The organism is Mycolicibacterium frederiksbergense, assembly GCF_012223425.1.
Lineage (GTDB): Bacteria > Actinomycetota > Actinomycetes > Mycobacteriales > Mycobacteriaceae > Mycobacterium > Mycobacterium frederiksbergense.
Window position 1 is genome coordinate 3,773,199 of record NZ_CP038799.1, and the last position, 16,073, is coordinate 3,789,271.

Below are 16,073 nucleotides of genomic sequence, written 5' to 3' on the forward strand. Positions count from 1 at the left end.
GATATCAGAGGTTGACCGCGCCGGGCCCGTGATCGGCCAGCACGTCTTCGGGGTTGACCAGCTGACAGGCCTTCAGGCTCATGCACCCGCAGCCGATGCACCCGGTCAGATTGTCGCGCAGCCGCTCCAGATGCACGATCCGGTCTTCCAGGTCCTGTCGCCAGCCCGCCGAGAGCCGGGCCCAGTCCTTGCTCGTCGGAATCCGGTCATCGGGCAGGGTGGCCAGCGCCTCGCGGATGCGGGCCAGCGGGATGCCGAGGCGCTGCGACATCCGGATGAACGCGACCCGGCGCAGCGTCTCGCGGGGGTAGCGGCGTTGATTGCCCGAGGTGCGCCGGCAGCTGATCAGGCCTTCGCGCTCGTAGAAATGCAGCGCGGACACCGCCACTCCGCTGCGCAGGGACATCTCACCGGGCGTCAGTTCGTGGATTTCCACGACCTCAACAATAGTTGAGCTCGGCTCGCGGTGCCGCGTTCTGCTACCGCCAGGACGGCAGCCAGATCTGCATATGCCAGGTGGTCTGCGATATCGGCAGCCCGGTCAGAATCGGGTAGAGCCAGGCGAAGTTGGTGATCACCAGCGCCACGTAACAACTCACGGCGATCAGGCCCAGCGTTCTGCGCTCGGCGTTCTGCCGGGGCTGATACAGGATCTCGCCCAGTATCAGCGCTATCAGCATCACCAGGAACGGCGCCATCGTCGTGGCATAGAAGAAATACATCTGCCGGTCGATGTCGAGGAACCAGGGCAGGAAACCGGCCGAATATCCCACCAACACTGCGGCATAACGCCAGTCGCGGCGCACGAACGTCCGCCACACCGCGAACATCAGCACCGGCACCGCGATGAACCACATGGTCGGGGTGCCGACCAGCATCACCGCCTTGACGCAAGATTCCGCACCACAGCCCGGCACGTTCTGCTGATCGATGGCGTAGAGCACCGGCCGCAGCGACATCGGCCACGTCCATGGCTTGGATTCCCACGGATGGTGATTGCCCGCGGCGTTGGTCAGCCCGGAATGGAACTTGTAGACCGAGGACGTGTAGTACCAGAGCGAGCGGATCGCGTCGGGCAGCAGACCGCCCTCGCCGATGGTGCGGCCCACCTCATGCCGGTACACCCCGGTCTCGGAGGCGAACCAGCGCGCATACGACGCCAGGTACACCAACAGCGGGATCACGCCCAGCGCGTACACCGCGGGCACGGTGTCGCGGCGCAGCGTGCCCAGCCACGGTCGGGGCGCCCGGTATTGGCGGCGCGCGGCGACGTCGAAGGCCAGCGTCATCAGGCCGAAGAACGCGATGAAGTACAGCCCCGACCATTTGGTGGCGCAGGCCAGGCCCAGCAGCACGCCGGCGCCGAACCGCCACCAGCGCACCCCGAGCCGCGGGCCCCAGGGGGTGTCGCCGATCCGGCCCTCCAGCAGGGCGACGTGCATCCGCAGCCGCACCTGGTCGCGATCCACGATCAGCGCGCCGAAGGCCGCCACCACGAACACCACCAGGTAGACGTCCAGCAGCGCGGTGCGCGCCGAGACGAAGCTGACACCGTCAGCGATGATCAGCAAGCCGGCGAGCGCACCGACCAGTGTCGAGCGGCTGATCCGCCGCACGATCCGCGCCACCAGGATCACGATGATGACGCCGCACACCGCGCCGGAGAACCGCCAGCCCAGCCCGTTGTAGCCGAAGATCCACTCGCCGACGGCCATCAGCGCCTTGGACAGCGGCGGATGCACCACCAGCCCGTAGCCGGGGTTGTCCTCCAGGCCACCGTTGCCCAGCATCTGCCAGGCCTGCGGCGCGTAATGCTTCTCGTCGAAGATCGGGGTGCCCGCGTCGGTCGGCGACCCGAGGTTCAGGAACCGGGTCAGCGCGGCCAACGCCCCGATGATGGCCGTCATCACCCAGCCCTGCAGCCGGTCGACGGGCCCGAAGTCGGGCACCGGCACAAGCGGGCCCGGGCTGATCACGGGTGCGGCGCGCTCCGGAAGCACGGTGTCGGGAGCGGTCATCACCGACGATCGTAGGCTTTAGCGGTGGAACACGGCCGACTGCTCCTGGGTGCCACCCCGTTGGGCCAGCCCGGGGACGCCTCGGCGCGCCTTGTCGAGGCGCTGGCGTCCGCCGACGTGATCGCCGCCGAGGACACCCGGCGGGCCCGCACGCTGGTCGCCGCGCTCCAGGTGACTCCGGCCGGCCGGATACTGAGCCTGTTCGACCAGAACGAGGCCGCCCGGGTGCCGATGCTGCTCGAGGAGATCGCCGCGGGTGCGACGGTGTTGTTGATCAGTGACGCGGGGATGCCGTTGATCAACGATCCGGGCTACCGGTTGGTGACGGCGTGTGTGGGTGCGGGTCTGACGGTGAGCTGCCTTCCCGGTCCGTCGGCGGTGACGACGGCGTTGGCGGTGTCCGGGCTGGCCGCCGACCGGTTCTGCTTCGAGGGGTTCGCGCCGCGAAAGCAGGGGGCGCGCCGGACCTGGCTGGGGGAGCTCGCCGGCGAGCGGCGCACCTGTGTGTTCTTCGAGTCGCCGCGCCGGCTGGCCGACACGCTGGGCGACGCCGTCGACGTGCTCGGCCCGGATCGGCGGGCCGTGGTGTGCCGGGAGCTGACCAAGACGCACGAGGAGGTCAAACGCGGCACCCTCGGCGAGCTCGCGGACTGGGCCGCAGCCGGGGTCCTCGGGGAGATCACCGTGGTGCTGGCGGGCGCCGTCCCGCAGACCGACCTGCAGATACTGGTCGACGAGGTGGCCGAGCTCGTCGAGGACGGCGTCCGGGTCAAGGACGCGTGCGCGCAGGTGGTCGCGGCGAATCCCGGCTCGACATCGAAGCGGGAGCTCTACGATCTGATCTTGAAGTCACGCGAGTAGCGGCGACGGGGGACCGAGCCCGACGGTGGGCGCCGCCTTGTGCAGGCATTCCTCCCATTCGGCGGCCGGGTCGGAGTCCGCAGTGATCCCGCCGCCGACACCGAGCACCGCGGCACCGGCTGCGTCGAACTCCACTGTCCGGATGGCCACGTTCAATTCGGTGCCCGCGCTGGGTGAGGCCAAACCAACTGTGCCGCAGTAGATCCCGCGCCTCTCGGGCTCCCAGTCCAGGAGCAGTTCGCGGGCCCGGCCCTTCGGGGTTCCGGTCACCGACGCCGGCGGGAAGGTGGCCTCCAGCACCTCGGACATCGGCACATCGACCGGGATCCGGGCCGCGACCGTGGACACCAGATGCCACACGCCCGGGGCCGGCCGCACCCGCAGCAGTTCGGGAACCGTCACCGATCCGGTGATCGCCAGCCGGCTCAGATCGTTGCGCACCAGGTCGACGATCATGATGTTCTCGGCGACATCCTTGACCGACGTGCGCAGCAGCGCAGGCGACTTGTGCAGGGGCAGTGTGCCTTTGATCGGGCTGGAGATGACGGATTCGTCGCGGCGCCGCAGGAACAACTCCGGCGACAATGACGCCACCGCGCCCCAGCTGCCGGCGACGTAGGCGGCCCGCGCCGGGGCGGTGCGAGCGACGGCATCGACGAAGAAATCCAGTGGGTCACCGGTGATCCGGCCATGGAACTGGGTGCAGACACACGCCTGATACACCTCGCCGGCCGCGATCGCCTCCAGACAGGCCGCCACCGCGGTCAGATGCCGATCGCGGTCGGGCGCGGCCCAGTCCATCGCGTATGGCCGCGGCCCCGCTTCGGTGACCCCGGACAGCCATTCGGGACATGGTGCCCCGGTGAGGCTCTCGTACCACCAGCACCCGTCGGCAGCTTGGCGCAGCACCGAGTCGGACCAGCCGCCGGCGGCCACGGGGATGCGCGGCGCCGCAGGCCCGTCGGGGTAGGACAGGTACCCGAACCACCCCCCGCCGACGGCCTGCGAAGCCCCCGGGCTGACCGCGAACACCTCGGTGGCCGGCACCGCATCCAGCGATGGTGCGATGACGGCCTTGGACCCGAACCAGTCCCCGATGAGCGCGGCCGGCGGTGCCAGGCCCAGGCGTGCCGCGGCGTCGGCGACCCAGCGCAGCACGCCGGGCGCGTTGCCCAGGTGGCCGAGTCGGTCGATGCGCACCGACCCAGCCTGTCAGAAGCTAACGGCTGATGGCGCGCGGGATGGTGGCGGTGGTCAGCTTCTCCGGGTTGCGCATCGCATAGAAGTGCGAGATCCGGCCCTCGGTGATCTCGACGGTGATCACACCTTCGAAGCTGTCGCCCAGGTAGAGCTTGAGGGCCGGCGCGTTGTTGTAGGTGGCCAACTCGACGCGACCCTCCTCGCCGGCCATCCGCAGCAGCCCGATCACGAGCCGGGCCACCCGATCGGCGCCGTGCACCGGCCGTCTGGCGGCGCTGACCTTGCCCGCGCTGTCGGCCGTCCACACCACGTCCGGGGCGAGCAGTTCGATCAGGCTGCTCACGTCCCCGGTGGCGGCGGTCGCGAAGAACTGACACGTGATCTGTTCGCTGGTGGCCGGGTCGACGGGCTCGAAACGTTTGCGCCGGGCATGCACATGTTCGCGCGCGCGGTGCGCCATCTGGCGCACCGCGGCCGCGGATTTACCGACCGCTGCGGCGATTTCGTCGTGACCGAAGCCGAACACCTCGCGCAGCACGAACACCGCGCGTTCATCGGGGGTCAGCGATTCCAGCACCACCATCATCGCCATGGACACCGACTCGGCGAGCACCACATCCGCGCCGGCGTCCCGGGTGTCCACCAGCAGTGGTTCGGGCAACCAGGGGCCCACGTAGTCCTCGCGGCGGCGGGCCTGGGCGCGCAACGCGTTGAGAGACTGCCGGGTCACCAGCTGAGCCAGATAGGACTTGGTGTCGCGCACCGTGTCCAGGTCCACCTCCGCCCAGCGCAGGTAACTTTCCTGCAGGACATCATCGGATTCGGTTGCCGAACCGAGGATTTCGTAGGCGATGGTGAACAGCAGCGGCCGCAGCGCGGTGAACCGCTCGGCGTGCTCGCTCATCGGACGGCGGCGGCCTTCGCGTCAGCCACCCGTTGCGCCCGTTTGCCGCCCTTGAGCCAGAAGTACGAGCCCGGCTTGCGGGCCTCCTTGGCCAGGAAGGACACCGTGCCCTTGCAGACCGCCTCCTTGACCGTCGCCGCGACCCGCCCGCCGAGGTACAGCGGCATCACCCGGTCGTCGAGATGGGCGACCTGAATGGTGGCGGCGTCACGGCCCAGGCTGATGCACTGGCCGGTGAAGGCCTGGTTGATCACCGCGGGCTCGGTGCCCGCGATACGGCTCAGCACCGTGTTGGCGGCCTGGGCGCCCAGCGGGATCGCCGCCTGGCAGCTCATCCGCAGTGGCAGGTCCGACGGAGCAGAAGCGTCACCGGCCGCCACGATGTAGGGGTTGTCGACACTGGTCAGCGTTTCGTCGGTCAGTAGCCGTCCGAGGGCGTCGGTGGCCAGCCCGCTGCGGGCCGCCAGATCCGGCACCCCGAACCCCGCCGTCCAGATCGTCACGGCACTGCGCAGTTCGCGCCCGTCGGCCAGCAGCACGGAGCCGGCGCGGACCTCGGTCACCGTGGCCGCAGGCCCCTCGACGACGGTGACGTCGAGGGTGCGCATCACCTTGGCCACCGACGCGCGGCCCTTGGCATGCAGGTACGGGCCGAGCACCCCACCGCACACCAGCGTCACGGCATGCCCTGCTTCGGCGAGCTCGGCGGCCATCTCGATGCCGGTCGGTCCGGCGCCGACCACGGTCACCGGCTCACCGGGACGGATCCCCGCGATGGCGTCGCGCAGCGGCGCCCCGTGCTCGAATTCCGATATCGGATAAGCGAATTCGGTGGCGCCGGGCACGTTCAGCGCGGCGCCGGTGCTGCCGACGGCGTAGATGAGGTAGTCATAGCCGACCGTGTCGCCGGCGACGGTGACGGTGCGGGCGGCAGCGTCGATGCGCTCGGCGGTGCCGACGAGGAGCCGGACATCGGCGCCCAAGATCTCGGCGTAGTCCACCACGGCGTCATCGGAGCCGGTGACCAACTGGTGCAGCCGGATCCGCTCCACGAACTCGGCGCGCGGATTGATCAGGGTGACGGCGACATCGGGGTTGCACCGCAGATGGTTGGCCGCGATGACGCCCGCGTAGCCGCCGCCGATGACGACGACGTTGGTGCGCTGGTTGTTCATGAGGTTCTCCTTTTCTCGGATATGCCCTCAAGACACCGGTGCCTGCCGGAGTGTGACACCGCAGCTGTAATTGTGGCTCAGATCACTAGATCAAGCCCAGGGCCAGCATTGCGTCGGCGACCCTGATGAACCCGGCGATGTTGGCGCCCGCTGCATAATTGCCGGGCTGGCCGTAGGCATCTGCAGTGGTCAGACAGGTGTGGTGGATGCGGCGCATGATCTCGGCCAGCCGCGCCTCGGTGTCCTCGAACGTCCAGGAGTCGCGCGAGGCGTTCTGCTGCATCTCCAGTGCACTGGTTGCCACTCCGCCGGCGTTGACGGCCTTGCCGGGGGCGAAGATCACCCCGGCCGCGCCGAAGTACTTCACCGCCTCCGGGGTGCACGGCATGTTGGCGCCCTCGGCCACGATCCGGCAACCGGAATCGATGAGCGCGTTCGCGTCGGTACCGGACACCTCGTTCTGGGTGGCACACGGCAGCGCGATATCGCAGGGTACGTGCCACACGCTCCGGCCGGCCACGAAATCCGCTGCGCCGCCGCGGGCTGCTGCATAGTCGCTGATCCGGCCGCGGCGTACCACCTTGATCTCCTTGAGGAGGTCGAGGTCGACGCCCTTCTCGTCGACGATGTAGCCGCCGGAGTCCGAGCACGCGACCACGACGCCGCCGAGCGCGTGCACCTTCTCGATGGCGTAGATGGCCACATTGCCCGAGCCCGACACCACGACCCGCTTGCCGTCGAACGAGTCGGAGGTGGTCCGCAGGATCTCGTCGACGAAGAACACCGTCCCGTACCCGGTGGCCTCGGTGCGGACCTGAGAGCCGCCCCAGGTCAATCCCTTGCCGGTGACCACACCGGCCTCCCAGCGGTTGGTGATCCGCTTGTACTGGCCGAACAGGTAACCGATCTCGCGTGATCCGACGCCGATATCGCCGGCCGGGACGTCGGTGTGTTCGCCGATGTGGCGGTAGAGCTCGGTCATGAAGGACTGGCAGAACCGCATGATCTCGTTGTCGGAGCGGCCCTTCGGGTCGAAATCGGAGCCGCCCTTGCCGCCGCCGATGGGCAGGCCGGTCAGCGAGTTCTTGAAGATCTGCTCGAAGCCCAGGAACTTGACGATGCCCAGGTACACCGACGGGTGAAATCGCAACCCGCCCTTGAACGGTCCCAGGGCGGAGTTGAACTCGACCCGGAATCCGCGGTTGATCTGCACGGCGCCGGCATCATCCAGCCACGGCACCCGGAAGATGATCTGCCGTTCGGGCTCGCACAACCGGCGGATCACCGCGTTGTCGGTGTACTCCGGATGCCTGGCGACCACCGGTCCGAGGCTGTCGAGCACCTCGTAGACCGCTTGGTGGAACTCAACTTCACCCGGATTGCGCTGGGCCACTTCGTCATAGATGTCGTGCAGCTTTGCGTGCAGGCCGGTCATCTCACTCCGTTTGTTTCTCGGGGACCTGATACCGGGGAAACACCCCTTCGGGCGCCGGCAGCGCGGTGCCGGGCACCAACCGGGTCCCGATCGCGGTGAAGTCGCGCTGGTCGGCGGGCTGACCGAGCAGATCGAGCAGCTTGGCGGCCGAGGCCGGCATCACCGGCTGGATCAGCAGCGCGGCGATCCGCACGGTTTCCAGCGTCGTATAGAGCACGGTGGCGAAGCGCTGCTCGTCGGTCTTGCGCAGCACCCAGGGCTCCTGAGCCGAGAAATACCGGTTGGCTGCACCGAGCGCCGACCAGATCGCTTCCAGCCCGAGATGCATTGCCGGCTCGTCGAAGTGACCACGCACCCGCGGCAGCAGTGCGTCGGCCAGGGCGAGCAGCGCCGAGTCCTCGGCGGTGAACTCACCCGGTGAGGGCACCGTGCCGTCGAGGTTCTTGGCGACCATTGACAGCGAGCGTTGCGCCAGGTTCCCCAGCTCGTTGGCCAGGTCGGCGTTGATCCGGCCGATGATCGCTTCCTCGCTGTAGCTGCCGTCCTGACCGAACGGCACCTCCCGGAGCAGGAAGTAGCGCACCTGGTCCACGCCGAAGGCGTCCACGAGCGCGATGGGGTCGATGACGTTGCCCACCGACTTGCTCATCTTCTCGCCCTTGACGTTGATGAAGCCGTGCGCAAACACCCTGCGCGGCAGGGCGATACCTGCCGACAGCAGGAACGCCGGCCAGTAGACCGTGTGGAACCGGATGATGTCCTTGCCGATCACGTGCAGATCGGCCGGCCAGTACCGCCCAAACGACTCGGACGCGGTGTCGGGGAAGCCCACGCCGGTCAGATAGTTGGTCAGTGCGTCCACCCACACGTACATGACGTGATCGGGATGATCGGGTACCGGAACGCCCCAGTCGAACGTCGTCCGCGAGATCGACAGGTCGCGCAGCCCGCCGGAGACGAAGCTGACCACCTCATTGCGCCGGACATCGGGCCCGATGAATTCCGGGTGCTCCTCGTAGAGGGCGAGCAGCCGGTCGGCGTACGCGGACAGCTTGAAGAAGTAGGTCTGCTCCTCGGTCCAGGTGACCGGCGTGCCGGTCTCGGTGGCGATGCGGGACCCGTCGGGCAGCAGCTCGGTCTCGTCCTCGGCGAAGAAACGCTCATCGCGGATCGAGTACCAGCCGGCGTAGGTGCCCAGATAGATGTCGCCGGACTCGTTCATCGCACGCCAGATCGCCTTCGACGCCTCGTAATGGTCGGCATCGGAGGTACGGATGAACCTGTCGAAGGAGATGTTCAGCTTCTCCTGCATGCCCTGGAACACATCCGAATTGCGGCGCGCGAGATCGGCGGTGGGCAGGCCTTCGGCGGCTGCGGTCTCGGCCATCTTGAGGCCGTGCACGTCGGTGCCGGTGAGGAATCGGACATCGAAACCGTCGAGGCGCTTGAACCGCGCGATCGCATCGGTGGCCGTCTTCTCGTAGGCGTGCCCGATGTGCGGCGCACCGTTGGGGTAGTCGATGGCCGTCGTGATGTAGTACGTCGGCCGGGACGAAGATTCGCTGCTCATCGGCACTCACTTTATGGTGTTGCAGTGAGTTCCAAACGTTCAGCCAGGGACAAACCGCCCGCCCCGGAGCCGCTGACCCCACTGATCGACGCTCACACCCACCTCGACGCCTGCGGGGCCGAAACCGCCGACGACGTCCACGCGATTCTGGATCGGGCCGAGGCCGTGGGCGTGCGGGCCGTGGTCACCATCGCCGACGACCTGGACGCCGCGCGCTGGGCCGCCCGGGCCGCGGAGTGGGATCCACGCGTCTATGCCGCGGTCGCGCTGCACCCGACCCGGGCCAACGCCCTCGACGATGCCGCGAAGGCGGAACTGGAGACGCTGGCCGACGCGCCGCGGGTGGTGGCAGTGGGGGAGACCGGTATGGACATGTACTGGCCGGGCCGGTTGGAGGGTTGCGCCGATCCCGCGGAGCAGCGTGAGGGCTTCGCCTGGCATATCGAGCTGGCCAAGCGCACCGGCAAGCCACTGATGATCCACAACCGCGATGCCGATGCCGAGGTGCTCGACGTGCTGCGTGCGGAGGGGGCGCCGGAGACGGTGATCTTCCACTGCTTCTCGTCCGATGCCGCGATGGCGCGGATCTGCGCGGCCCACGGGTGGATGGTCAGCCTGTCGGGGACGGTCAGTTTCCGCAACGCCCACGCGCTGCGCGAAGCGGCCACCGTGGTCCCCGCCGAACTGCTGTTGGTGGAGACCGACGCCCCGTTTCTCACCCCGCACCCGTTCCGCGGTGCGCCCAACGAGTCGTACTGCCTGCCGTACACGGTGCGGGCGCTGGCCGATGTGCTCGATCGGCCGGCAGCCGAACTGGCCGAGATCACCGCCGCGAATGCGATGCGCGTTTATGGATTGGTGTGACGCGTTGGATACCGTGGTGAGTTGGCGCGGTTGACCGAACTTCGTTACCGTCCTGTTATCGAATGCGGATGGTCATCGTGGCTGCTCACGTGCCGCACTCATGAGTCGGGAATCGAAATCAGTGAATGTGTTGAACAAGCTCCACGAATCGCGCTCGCCTGCACTTCGTCTGTTGGTGGGCGCACTGCTGCTCACCTTGGTGTTTGCCGGTGGTGTCGCGGTGGCCTCACACAAGACGCTGTCGCTGACCGTCGACGGCACCCAGCTGACCGTGGCCACCATGAAGTCGCGGGTCATCGACGTGGTGGAGGAGAACGGTTACACCGTCGGTGAGCGTGACGATCTCTTCCCGGCCGCCGACGCATCCGTGGCCGACACCGATGCCATCGTGCTGCGCCGCAGCCGGCCCCTGCAGATCTCCATGGACGGCCAGGACAGCACCGAGGTGTGGACCACGGCGGCAACCGTGCAGGAGGCGCTCGCGCAGCTTTCGATGACCGACACCGCGCCCGCCGCCGCGTCGCGCGGCAGTCGTCTTCCGCTGGCCGGAATGTCATTGCCCGTGGTCAGCGCCAAAACCGTGCAACTGAACGACGGTGGCAAACTCAGCACCGTCCGGCTGGCGGCTCCGAACGTCGGCGGGCTGCTGGAGGCGGCCGGTGTGCCGCTGCAGCAGCGCGACACCGTGGTGCCGGCGGCGTCCGCACCGGTCGTCGACGGTATGCGCATCGACGTGACGCGTGTCCGCATCGAGAAGGTGACGGCGCAGGTGCCCTTGCCGCCGCCCAGCAACCGGATCGAGGATCCGACGCTGAATCAAAGTCGCCAGGTCGTCGAGGACCCGGGCGCCCCGGGTCTGCAGGACGTCACGTTTGCTGTCGCCGAGGTCAACGGGGTCGAGACGGGAAGATTGCCAGTAGCCAATGTCGTCCTCAATCCGGCGCGCCAAGCTGTGCTGAGGGTCGGCACCAAACCCGGTACCGAGGTGCCGCCGATATCGAACGGGCACGTCTGGGATGCGCTCGCCGGGTGTGAATCGGGTGGTAACTGGGCTATCAACACCGGCAACGGATATTACGGCGGCGTTCAATTTGACCAAAACACCTGGGAGCGACAGGGTGGTCTGCGCTATGCTCAGCGGGCAGATTTGGCAACGCGCGAAGAACAGATCGCGATTGCTGAAGTGACGAGGGCACGTCAGGGTTGGGGTGCCTGGCCAACATGTAGCGCCAGATTGGGGTCATCGTGACGATCCGACTGCTCGGGCGAACCGAGATACGGCATCTGGCCCGGGAGATCGACTTCCGGCCGAGGAAGGCGTTCGGACAGAACTTTGTCCACGACGCCAACACCGTGCGACGCATCGTGTCCGCGTCCGGTATCCACCGGCAGGACTCGGTGATCGAGGTCGGTCCGGGCCTCGGCTCGCTGCCCCTGGGCCTGCTCGACAGGGGCGCCCGGGTGACCGCGGTCGAGATCGACCCGGTACTGGCCCGTCAGCTACCCAAGACGATCGCCAACCATTCGCACAGCGAAATCGGCCGGCTGACCGTGCTGAACCGCGACATCCTCACGCTCAAGGCCGATGACGTCGACGAGCTGCCCACCGCGCTGGTCGCCAATCTGCCGTACAACATTGCCGTCCCGGCGCTGCTGCACCTGCTGGCCGAGTTCCCGTCCATCAAGACGGTGATGGTCATGGTGCAGGCCGAGGTCGCCGAGCGGCTCGCCGCCGAGCCCGGTGGCAAGGATTACGGCGTACCCAGTGCCAAGGTGCGTTTCTACGGTGAGGTCCGCCGCTACGGCATGGTCTCGCCGACGGTGTTCTGGCCCATCCCGCGGGTCTACTCCGGGCTGGTCCGCATCGACCGCTACGAGTCGTCCCCGTGGCCGACCGACGCCTCGTTCCGCGAGCAGGTCTTCGAGCTCATCGACATCGGTTTCGCGCAGCGCCGCAAGACGTCGCGCAATGCCTTCGCCGAGTGGGCGGGTTCCGGCAACGAGTCCGCCGAACGTCTGCTGGCGGCGAGTATCGACCCGGCTCGCCGCGGCGAGACCCTGGCGATCGCGGATTTCGTGCGGCTGCTGCAACGCTCCGGTGAGATGGCGCCGCCCGCGCCGGCACCGGCCCCCGAGCCGGCGGTCAGCGAATCCGAGCGGGCCACCGACTCGGCTCGCAGCTAGGCCTGGCAAATTTCTTCGCCGCCCGGGTCGCCCCGGGCGGGATCGCCGTCGCCCGGCATCACCCGTTCTCATCGCGCGGAGCGGTGGTCTCGCACGTCGAGTTTGTGATCCTTGACACACTGTGCGGGCAAACACTAGCCTGATCGACAGCGGCGGGATCTGACGAGGGGTATCTCAGCGCTTATCCGCTCGGCGTCCCAGGCGTGGCGGTAGTGTCGTGCGGTGTCTGCATCCGACGGCGATACCGCCACCGAGTGGGTGCCCACCGGTTCGGTCACGGTGCGCGTCCCCGGCAAGGTCAATCTGTATCTGGCGGTCGGGGATCGCCGTGACGACGGCTATCACGAGCTCACCACCGTCTTCCACGCCGTGTCGCTGTTCGACGATGTCACCGTGCGCGACGCCGACGTGTTGTCGCTGAAAATGTCGGGTGAGGGCTCCGAGGCGCTGCCGACCGATGAGCGCAACCTGGCCTGGAAGGCCGCCGAACTGCTGGCCGACCACGTCGGCCGCGCCCCCGATGTCGCGATCTCCATCTCCAAGTCGATCCCGGTCGCCGGCGGGATGGCAGGTGGCAGCGGCAACGCCGCCGCGGTCCTGGTGGCGATGAATCACCTCTGGCAGCTGGGTGTGCCGCGCCGCGATCTGCATGCGCTGGCCGCCAAGCTGGGCAGCGATGTGCCCTTCGCCCTGCACGGCGGTACGGCACTGGGCACCGGCCGCGGTGAGGAACTCGCGACCGTCCTGGCCCGCAGCACCTTCCACTGGGTGCTGGCCTTTGCCGACAAGGGGCTGTCCACACCCGCGGTGTTCGGTGAGATCGACCGGTTGCGCGAGACGCCGGATCGAGGCGGGCCACCGCGGCTCGACGATGCCGAACCGGTGCTGGCCGCGCTGGCCTCCGGAGACCCGCACGAGCTGGCCGCGCTGCTCGGTAACGATCTGCAGCCCGCCGCGCTGAGCCTGCGCTCGGACCTGCGCCGCACCCTGCGCGCCGGTGACGAGGCCGGGGCGCTGGCCGGGATCATCTCCGGATCGGGGCCTACCTGCGCTTTCCTGTGTGCGTCGGAGTCCGCCGCGGTCGACGTCGGGACTTCGCTCTCCGGCGCCGGGGTGTGCCGCACCGTGCGGGTGGCCAGCGGCCCCGTCCACGGTGCCCGGGTGGTGCCCGAAGCCGCGCGGTGAGCCAAACATTCTTGCGTTGTGACACATGTCTCGATCGGTCCGAGAGTTTGGCAGTTACTTAAGGGTTCTTTAAGATGGGCTCTGGTGGAAACCCGCAGGCGGAAACGAATGCGGGTTACCGGCTGGCCATCACCGTTTTGAGACACAACTGCTTCCCAATTGTGCGTGCGCGCCTCTCTCAAAGAGGGTGCTAGCAGGCGGAATATAGGGAAACGCGCAAGGAAACTGGCGCCGAGGTCGCAGCCGACCCGGCCCCAGACACCGAGGAGGTCGTCGTGAGCCGATTCACCGACAAGATGTACCGCAGCGCCCGTGAGAGCGAGCGGGGCATGGTCACCGGCGAACCGTACGAGCCGGTCCGCCACACCTGGGCCGAGGTGCATGAGCGCGCCCGCCGGGTTGCCGGTGGACTCGCCGCGGCCGGTATCGGGCCCGGTGACGCCGTCGGTGTGCTGGCCGGCTTCCCGGTGGAGATCGCGCCGACCGCCCAGGGCGTGTGGATGCGCGGCGGCAGCCTCACCATGCTGCACCAGCCGACCCCGCGGACCGACCTCGTCGTGTGGGCCGAAGACACCATGACCGTCATCGGCATGATCGAGCTCAAGGCCGTCATCGTCTCCGAACCGTTCATCGTGGCGATCCCCGTGCTGGAGGAAAAGGGCATCACGGTGCTCAAGGTGTCCGACCTGCTGGCCGCCGACCCGATCGATCCGGTCGAGACCGGGGAGGACGATCTGGCGCTGATGCAGCTGACGTCCGGCTCCACCGGGTCTCCCAAGGCCGTGCAGATCACGCACCGCAACATCTTCTCCAACGCCGAGGCCATGTTCATCGGCGCCGAATACGACGTCAACACCGACGTCATGGTCAGCTGGCTGCCCTGCTTCCACGACATGGGCATGGTCGGCTTCCTCACCATCCCGATGTACTTCGGCGCCGAACTGGTCAAGGTCACGCCGATGGACTTCCTGCGTGACACCCTGCTGTGGGCCAAGCTCATCGACAAGTACAAGGGCACCATGACCGCGGCCCCGAACTTCGCCTACGCGCTGTTCGCCAAGCGTCTGCGCCGTCAGGCCAAGCCGGGCGAGTTCGATCTGTCCACCCTGCGCTTCGCGCTGTCGGGCGCCGAGCCGGTCGAACCCGCCGATGTCGAGGACCTGATCGACGCGGGCAAGCCGTTCGGGCTGTCGGAGACGGCGATCCTGCCCGCCTACGGCATGGCCGAGACCTGTCTGGCGGTGTCCTTCTCGCCGTGCAACGCCGGCTTGGTGGTCGACGAGGTCGACGCCGACCTGCTGGCCGCGCTGCGCCGCGCGGTGCCGTCGGGCAAGGGCAACACCCGCCGGCTGGCGTCGCTGGGCCCGCTGCTCAACGACCTGGAGGCCCGCATCGTCGACGAGGACGGCGCCGTGCTGCCGACTCGCGGTGTCGGTGTCATCCAGCTGCGTGGCGAATCGGTCACCCCGGGCTACATCACGATGGCAGGCTTCCTGCCGACCCAGGACGAGAACGGCTGGTATGACACCGGCGACCTCGGTTACATCACCGACGAGGGCAATGTCGTCGTGTGTGGTCGCGTCAAGGACGTCATCATCATGGCCGGCCGCAACATCTATCCGACCGATATCGAGCGTGCCGCGGGCCGCGTCGAGGGTGTGCGCCCCGGTTGCGCCGTCGCGGTGCGCCTCGACGCCGGCCATTCGCGCGAAACCTTCGCCGTCGCAGTGGAATCCAATCACTACCAGGATCTGGCCGAGGTCCGCCGCATCGAGCACCAGGTCGCCCACGAAGTGGTGACCGAGGTCGACGTTCGTCCGCGCAACGTGGTCGTGCTCGGGCCGGGCACCATCCCGAAGACCCCGTCGGGCAAGCTGCGCCGGGCCAATTCGGTCGCGCTCGTCACCGGCTAGGCTCCTTTCCGCGAGCGTGCGTGTCCGCGGGCAACACACCGTGGCCCAGTCCGAGTTTGTGCACGCTCGCCACTGTCGGTCTGTCCGTACCCTGGTCTGATGGACCGTGCTACTCATGCGTTGTTCGGCTGGATCGCGGTGCTGGGCGCCGCCATTTCGGTGATCGCCATCCTGACCCTGGACGCGATCCTCGGCGGCGAATCTCATCGACCCGGTCGCACCCTGCGCATGTCCACCATCTCGGCGTACGTCTACACCGGGGGCGGTTGGGCTTTCCTCGTCGGCGTGCTGGCCCTGGCTGTCGGCTCGATCCTGTTGCTGGCCGGGCTGATTCGCGCCGGAGTGGTGGCTCCGATCTCGTTCGGCTCGATCCTCATGTCGCTGTGGGTGATCGGGCTTCTCGGGGTGGCCGTCTTCCCCAAACACAACTGGGAGATCGGGCCCAGCACCAGCGGATCGATCCACCGGGTGGCCACGCTGCTGGCCTTCGTGTCGCTGCCCGCCGCGGTGCTGGCGATCGCCCGCAGGCACCGGCAGGCCCGGCCGGCGGTCTGGCTGGCCTACGGTTCGATCGCCTGGCTGTCGGTGTTGTTCGGCGCCATCGCGGTCAGCATGGTGACCGACCTGCGCTGGTATCGCATCATCCCGCTCGGCATCGTCGAACGCGGGATCGTCGCATTCGAGGTGGGCGCGGTGATCGCGCTGGGGATCTGGCTGATTCGCGGGGAGTTCGCGACGGCAAAGCGGTTGGAATCGGTCTGAGC

General features: G+C 68.0%; 14 protein-coding genes. 7 read left to right on the forward strand and 7 right to left on the reverse strand.

The genetic code is table 11. The features are described from left to right. Window positions 1-4: 4 nt before the first annotated feature. Window positions 5-406, reverse strand: coding sequence for a redox-sensitive transcriptional activator SoxR (soxR, locus tag EXE63_RS21375; RefSeq protein WP_234904620.1), 402 nt, complete (start codon window positions 404-406; stop codon window positions 5-7). A 73-nt stretch (window positions 407-479) separates the two neighbouring features. Then, the gene (locus EXE63_RS21380; protein ID WP_168143590.1) at window positions 480-2,018 is read right to left on the reverse strand and encodes a dolichyl-phosphate-mannose--protein mannosyltransferase; all 1,539 of its coding nucleotides are present in this window, start codon (window positions 2,016-2,018) and stop codon (window positions 480-482) included. A 24-nt stretch (window positions 2,019-2,042) separates the two neighbouring features. On the opposite strand from EXE63_RS21380, the gene rsmI reads away from it, so the two are divergent. Continuing rightward, a complete protein-coding gene (gene rsmI / locus EXE63_RS21385) occupies window positions 2,043-2,879 on the forward strand; it encodes a 16S rRNA (cytidine(1402)-2'-O)-methyltransferase (protein WP_168143591.1) in 837 nt (278 codons plus the stop codon). On the opposite strand, the gene EXE63_RS21390 is transcribed toward rsmI, so the two are convergent. The 5 genes from EXE63_RS21390 to metG all read right to left on the reverse strand — a co-directional run bounded on the left by EXE63_RS21390 (window position 2,868) and on the right by metG (window position 9,163). Further along, a complete protein-coding gene (locus EXE63_RS21390) occupies window positions 2,868-4,079 on the reverse strand; it encodes an aminodeoxychorismate synthase component I (protein ID WP_168143592.1) in 1,212 nt (403 codons plus the stop codon). The genes rsmI and EXE63_RS21390 overlap by 12 nt on opposite strands. A 19-nt stretch (window positions 4,080-4,098) precedes the next feature. Further along, a complete protein-coding gene (locus tag EXE63_RS21395) occupies window positions 4,099-4,983 on the reverse strand; it encodes an RNA polymerase sigma-70 factor (protein ID WP_168143593.1) in 885 nt (294 codons plus the stop codon). Beyond that, window positions 4,980-6,158 (reverse strand): NAD(P)/FAD-dependent oxidoreductase, encoded by a 1,179-nt coding sequence (locus EXE63_RS21400; protein ID WP_168143594.1) that lies wholly within the window; start codon window positions 6,156-6,158, stop codon window positions 4,980-4,982. The genes EXE63_RS21395 and EXE63_RS21400 overlap by 4 nt, the downstream gene beginning before the upstream one ends. Before the next feature lie 85 nt (window positions 6,159-6,243). Further along, a complete protein-coding gene (gdhA, locus tag EXE63_RS21405) occupies window positions 6,244-7,593 on the reverse strand; it encodes an NADP-specific glutamate dehydrogenase (RefSeq protein ID WP_168143595.1) in 1,350 nt (449 codons plus the stop codon). A gap of 1 nt (window position 7,594) precedes the next feature. After that, the gene (metG, locus tag EXE63_RS21410; RefSeq protein WP_168143596.1) at window positions 7,595-9,163 is read right to left on the reverse strand and encodes a methionine--tRNA ligase; all 1,569 of its coding nucleotides are present in this window, start codon (window positions 9,161-9,163) and stop codon (window positions 7,595-7,597) included. Between the two features lie 24 nt (window positions 9,164-9,187). Here metG and EXE63_RS21415 point away from each other — a divergent pair, with 24 nt between their 5' ends. From EXE63_RS21415 to EXE63_RS21440, 6 genes are all read left to right on the forward strand, one after another. Continuing rightward, window positions 9,188-10,027, forward strand: a complete 840-nt coding sequence (locus EXE63_RS21415) for a TatD family hydrolase (RefSeq protein WP_168143597.1) — start codon at window positions 9,188-9,190, stop codon at window positions 10,025-10,027. Window positions 10,028-10,148: 121 nt separating this feature from the next. Next, a complete protein-coding gene (locus EXE63_RS21420; protein ID WP_168143598.1) occupies window positions 10,149-11,276 on the forward strand; it encodes a resuscitation-promoting factor in 1,128 nt (375 codons plus the stop codon). Continuing rightward, window positions 11,273-12,211, forward strand: a complete 939-nt coding sequence (rsmA, locus tag EXE63_RS21425; RefSeq protein WP_168143599.1) for a 16S rRNA (adenine(1518)-N(6)/adenine(1519)-N(6))-dimethyltransferase RsmA — start codon at window positions 11,273-11,275, stop codon at window positions 12,209-12,211. The genes EXE63_RS21420 and rsmA overlap by 4 nt, the downstream gene beginning before the upstream one ends. Window positions 12,212-12,433: 222 nt before the next feature. Continuing rightward, window positions 12,434-13,396 carry a 4-(cytidine 5'-diphospho)-2-C-methyl-D-erythritol kinase gene (locus tag EXE63_RS21430; protein WP_168143600.1) on the forward strand — a complete coding sequence of 321 codons (963 nt, stop codon included), beginning with the start codon at window positions 12,434-12,436 and terminating at the stop codon, window positions 13,394-13,396. Window positions 13,397-13,671: 275 nt separating this feature from the next. Continuing rightward, window positions 13,672-15,309 carry a fatty acyl-AMP ligase gene (locus tag EXE63_RS21435; protein ID WP_168143601.1) on the forward strand — a complete coding sequence of 546 codons (1,638 nt, stop codon included), beginning with the start codon at window positions 13,672-13,674 and terminating at the stop codon, window positions 15,307-15,309. Between the two features lie 99 nt (window positions 15,310-15,408). Next, window positions 15,409-16,071 carry a DUF998 domain-containing protein gene (locus EXE63_RS21440; RefSeq protein ID WP_168143602.1) on the forward strand — a complete coding sequence of 221 codons (663 nt, stop codon included), beginning with the start codon at window positions 15,409-15,411 and terminating at the stop codon, window positions 16,069-16,071. Window positions 16,072-16,073 lie beyond the last annotated feature (2 nt).

What these genes read in the sequence shown, in the direction of transcription:
- EXE63_RS21400 (WP_168143594.1), bottom strand. Translation starts at nt 6,158, where the DNA reads ATGAACAACCAGCGCACCAACGTCGTCGTCATCGGCGGCGGCTACGCG.
- EXE63_RS21380 (WP_168143590.1), bottom strand. Translation starts at nt 2,018, where the DNA reads ATGACCGCTCCCGACACCGTGCTTCCGGAGCGCGCCGCACCCGTGATC.
- EXE63_RS21395 (WP_168143593.1), bottom strand. Translation starts at nt 4,983, where the DNA reads ATGAGCGAGCACGCCGAGCGGTTCACCGCGCTGCGGCCGCTGCTGTTC.
- gdhA (WP_168143595.1), bottom strand. Translation starts at nt 7,593, where the DNA reads ATGACCGGCCTGCACGCAAAGCTGCACGACATCTATGACGAAGTGGCC.
- soxR (WP_234904620.1), bottom strand. Translation starts at nt 406, where the DNA reads ATGTCCCTGCGCAGCGGAGTGGCGGTGTCCGCGCTGCATTTCTACGAG.
- EXE63_RS21440 (WP_168143602.1), top strand. Translation starts at nt 15,409, where the DNA reads ATGGACCGTGCTACTCATGCGTTGTTCGGCTGGATCGCGGTGCTGGGC.
- metG (WP_168143596.1), bottom strand. Translation starts at nt 9,163, where the DNA reads ATGAGCAGCGAATCTTCGTCCCGGCCGACGTACTACATCACGACGGCC.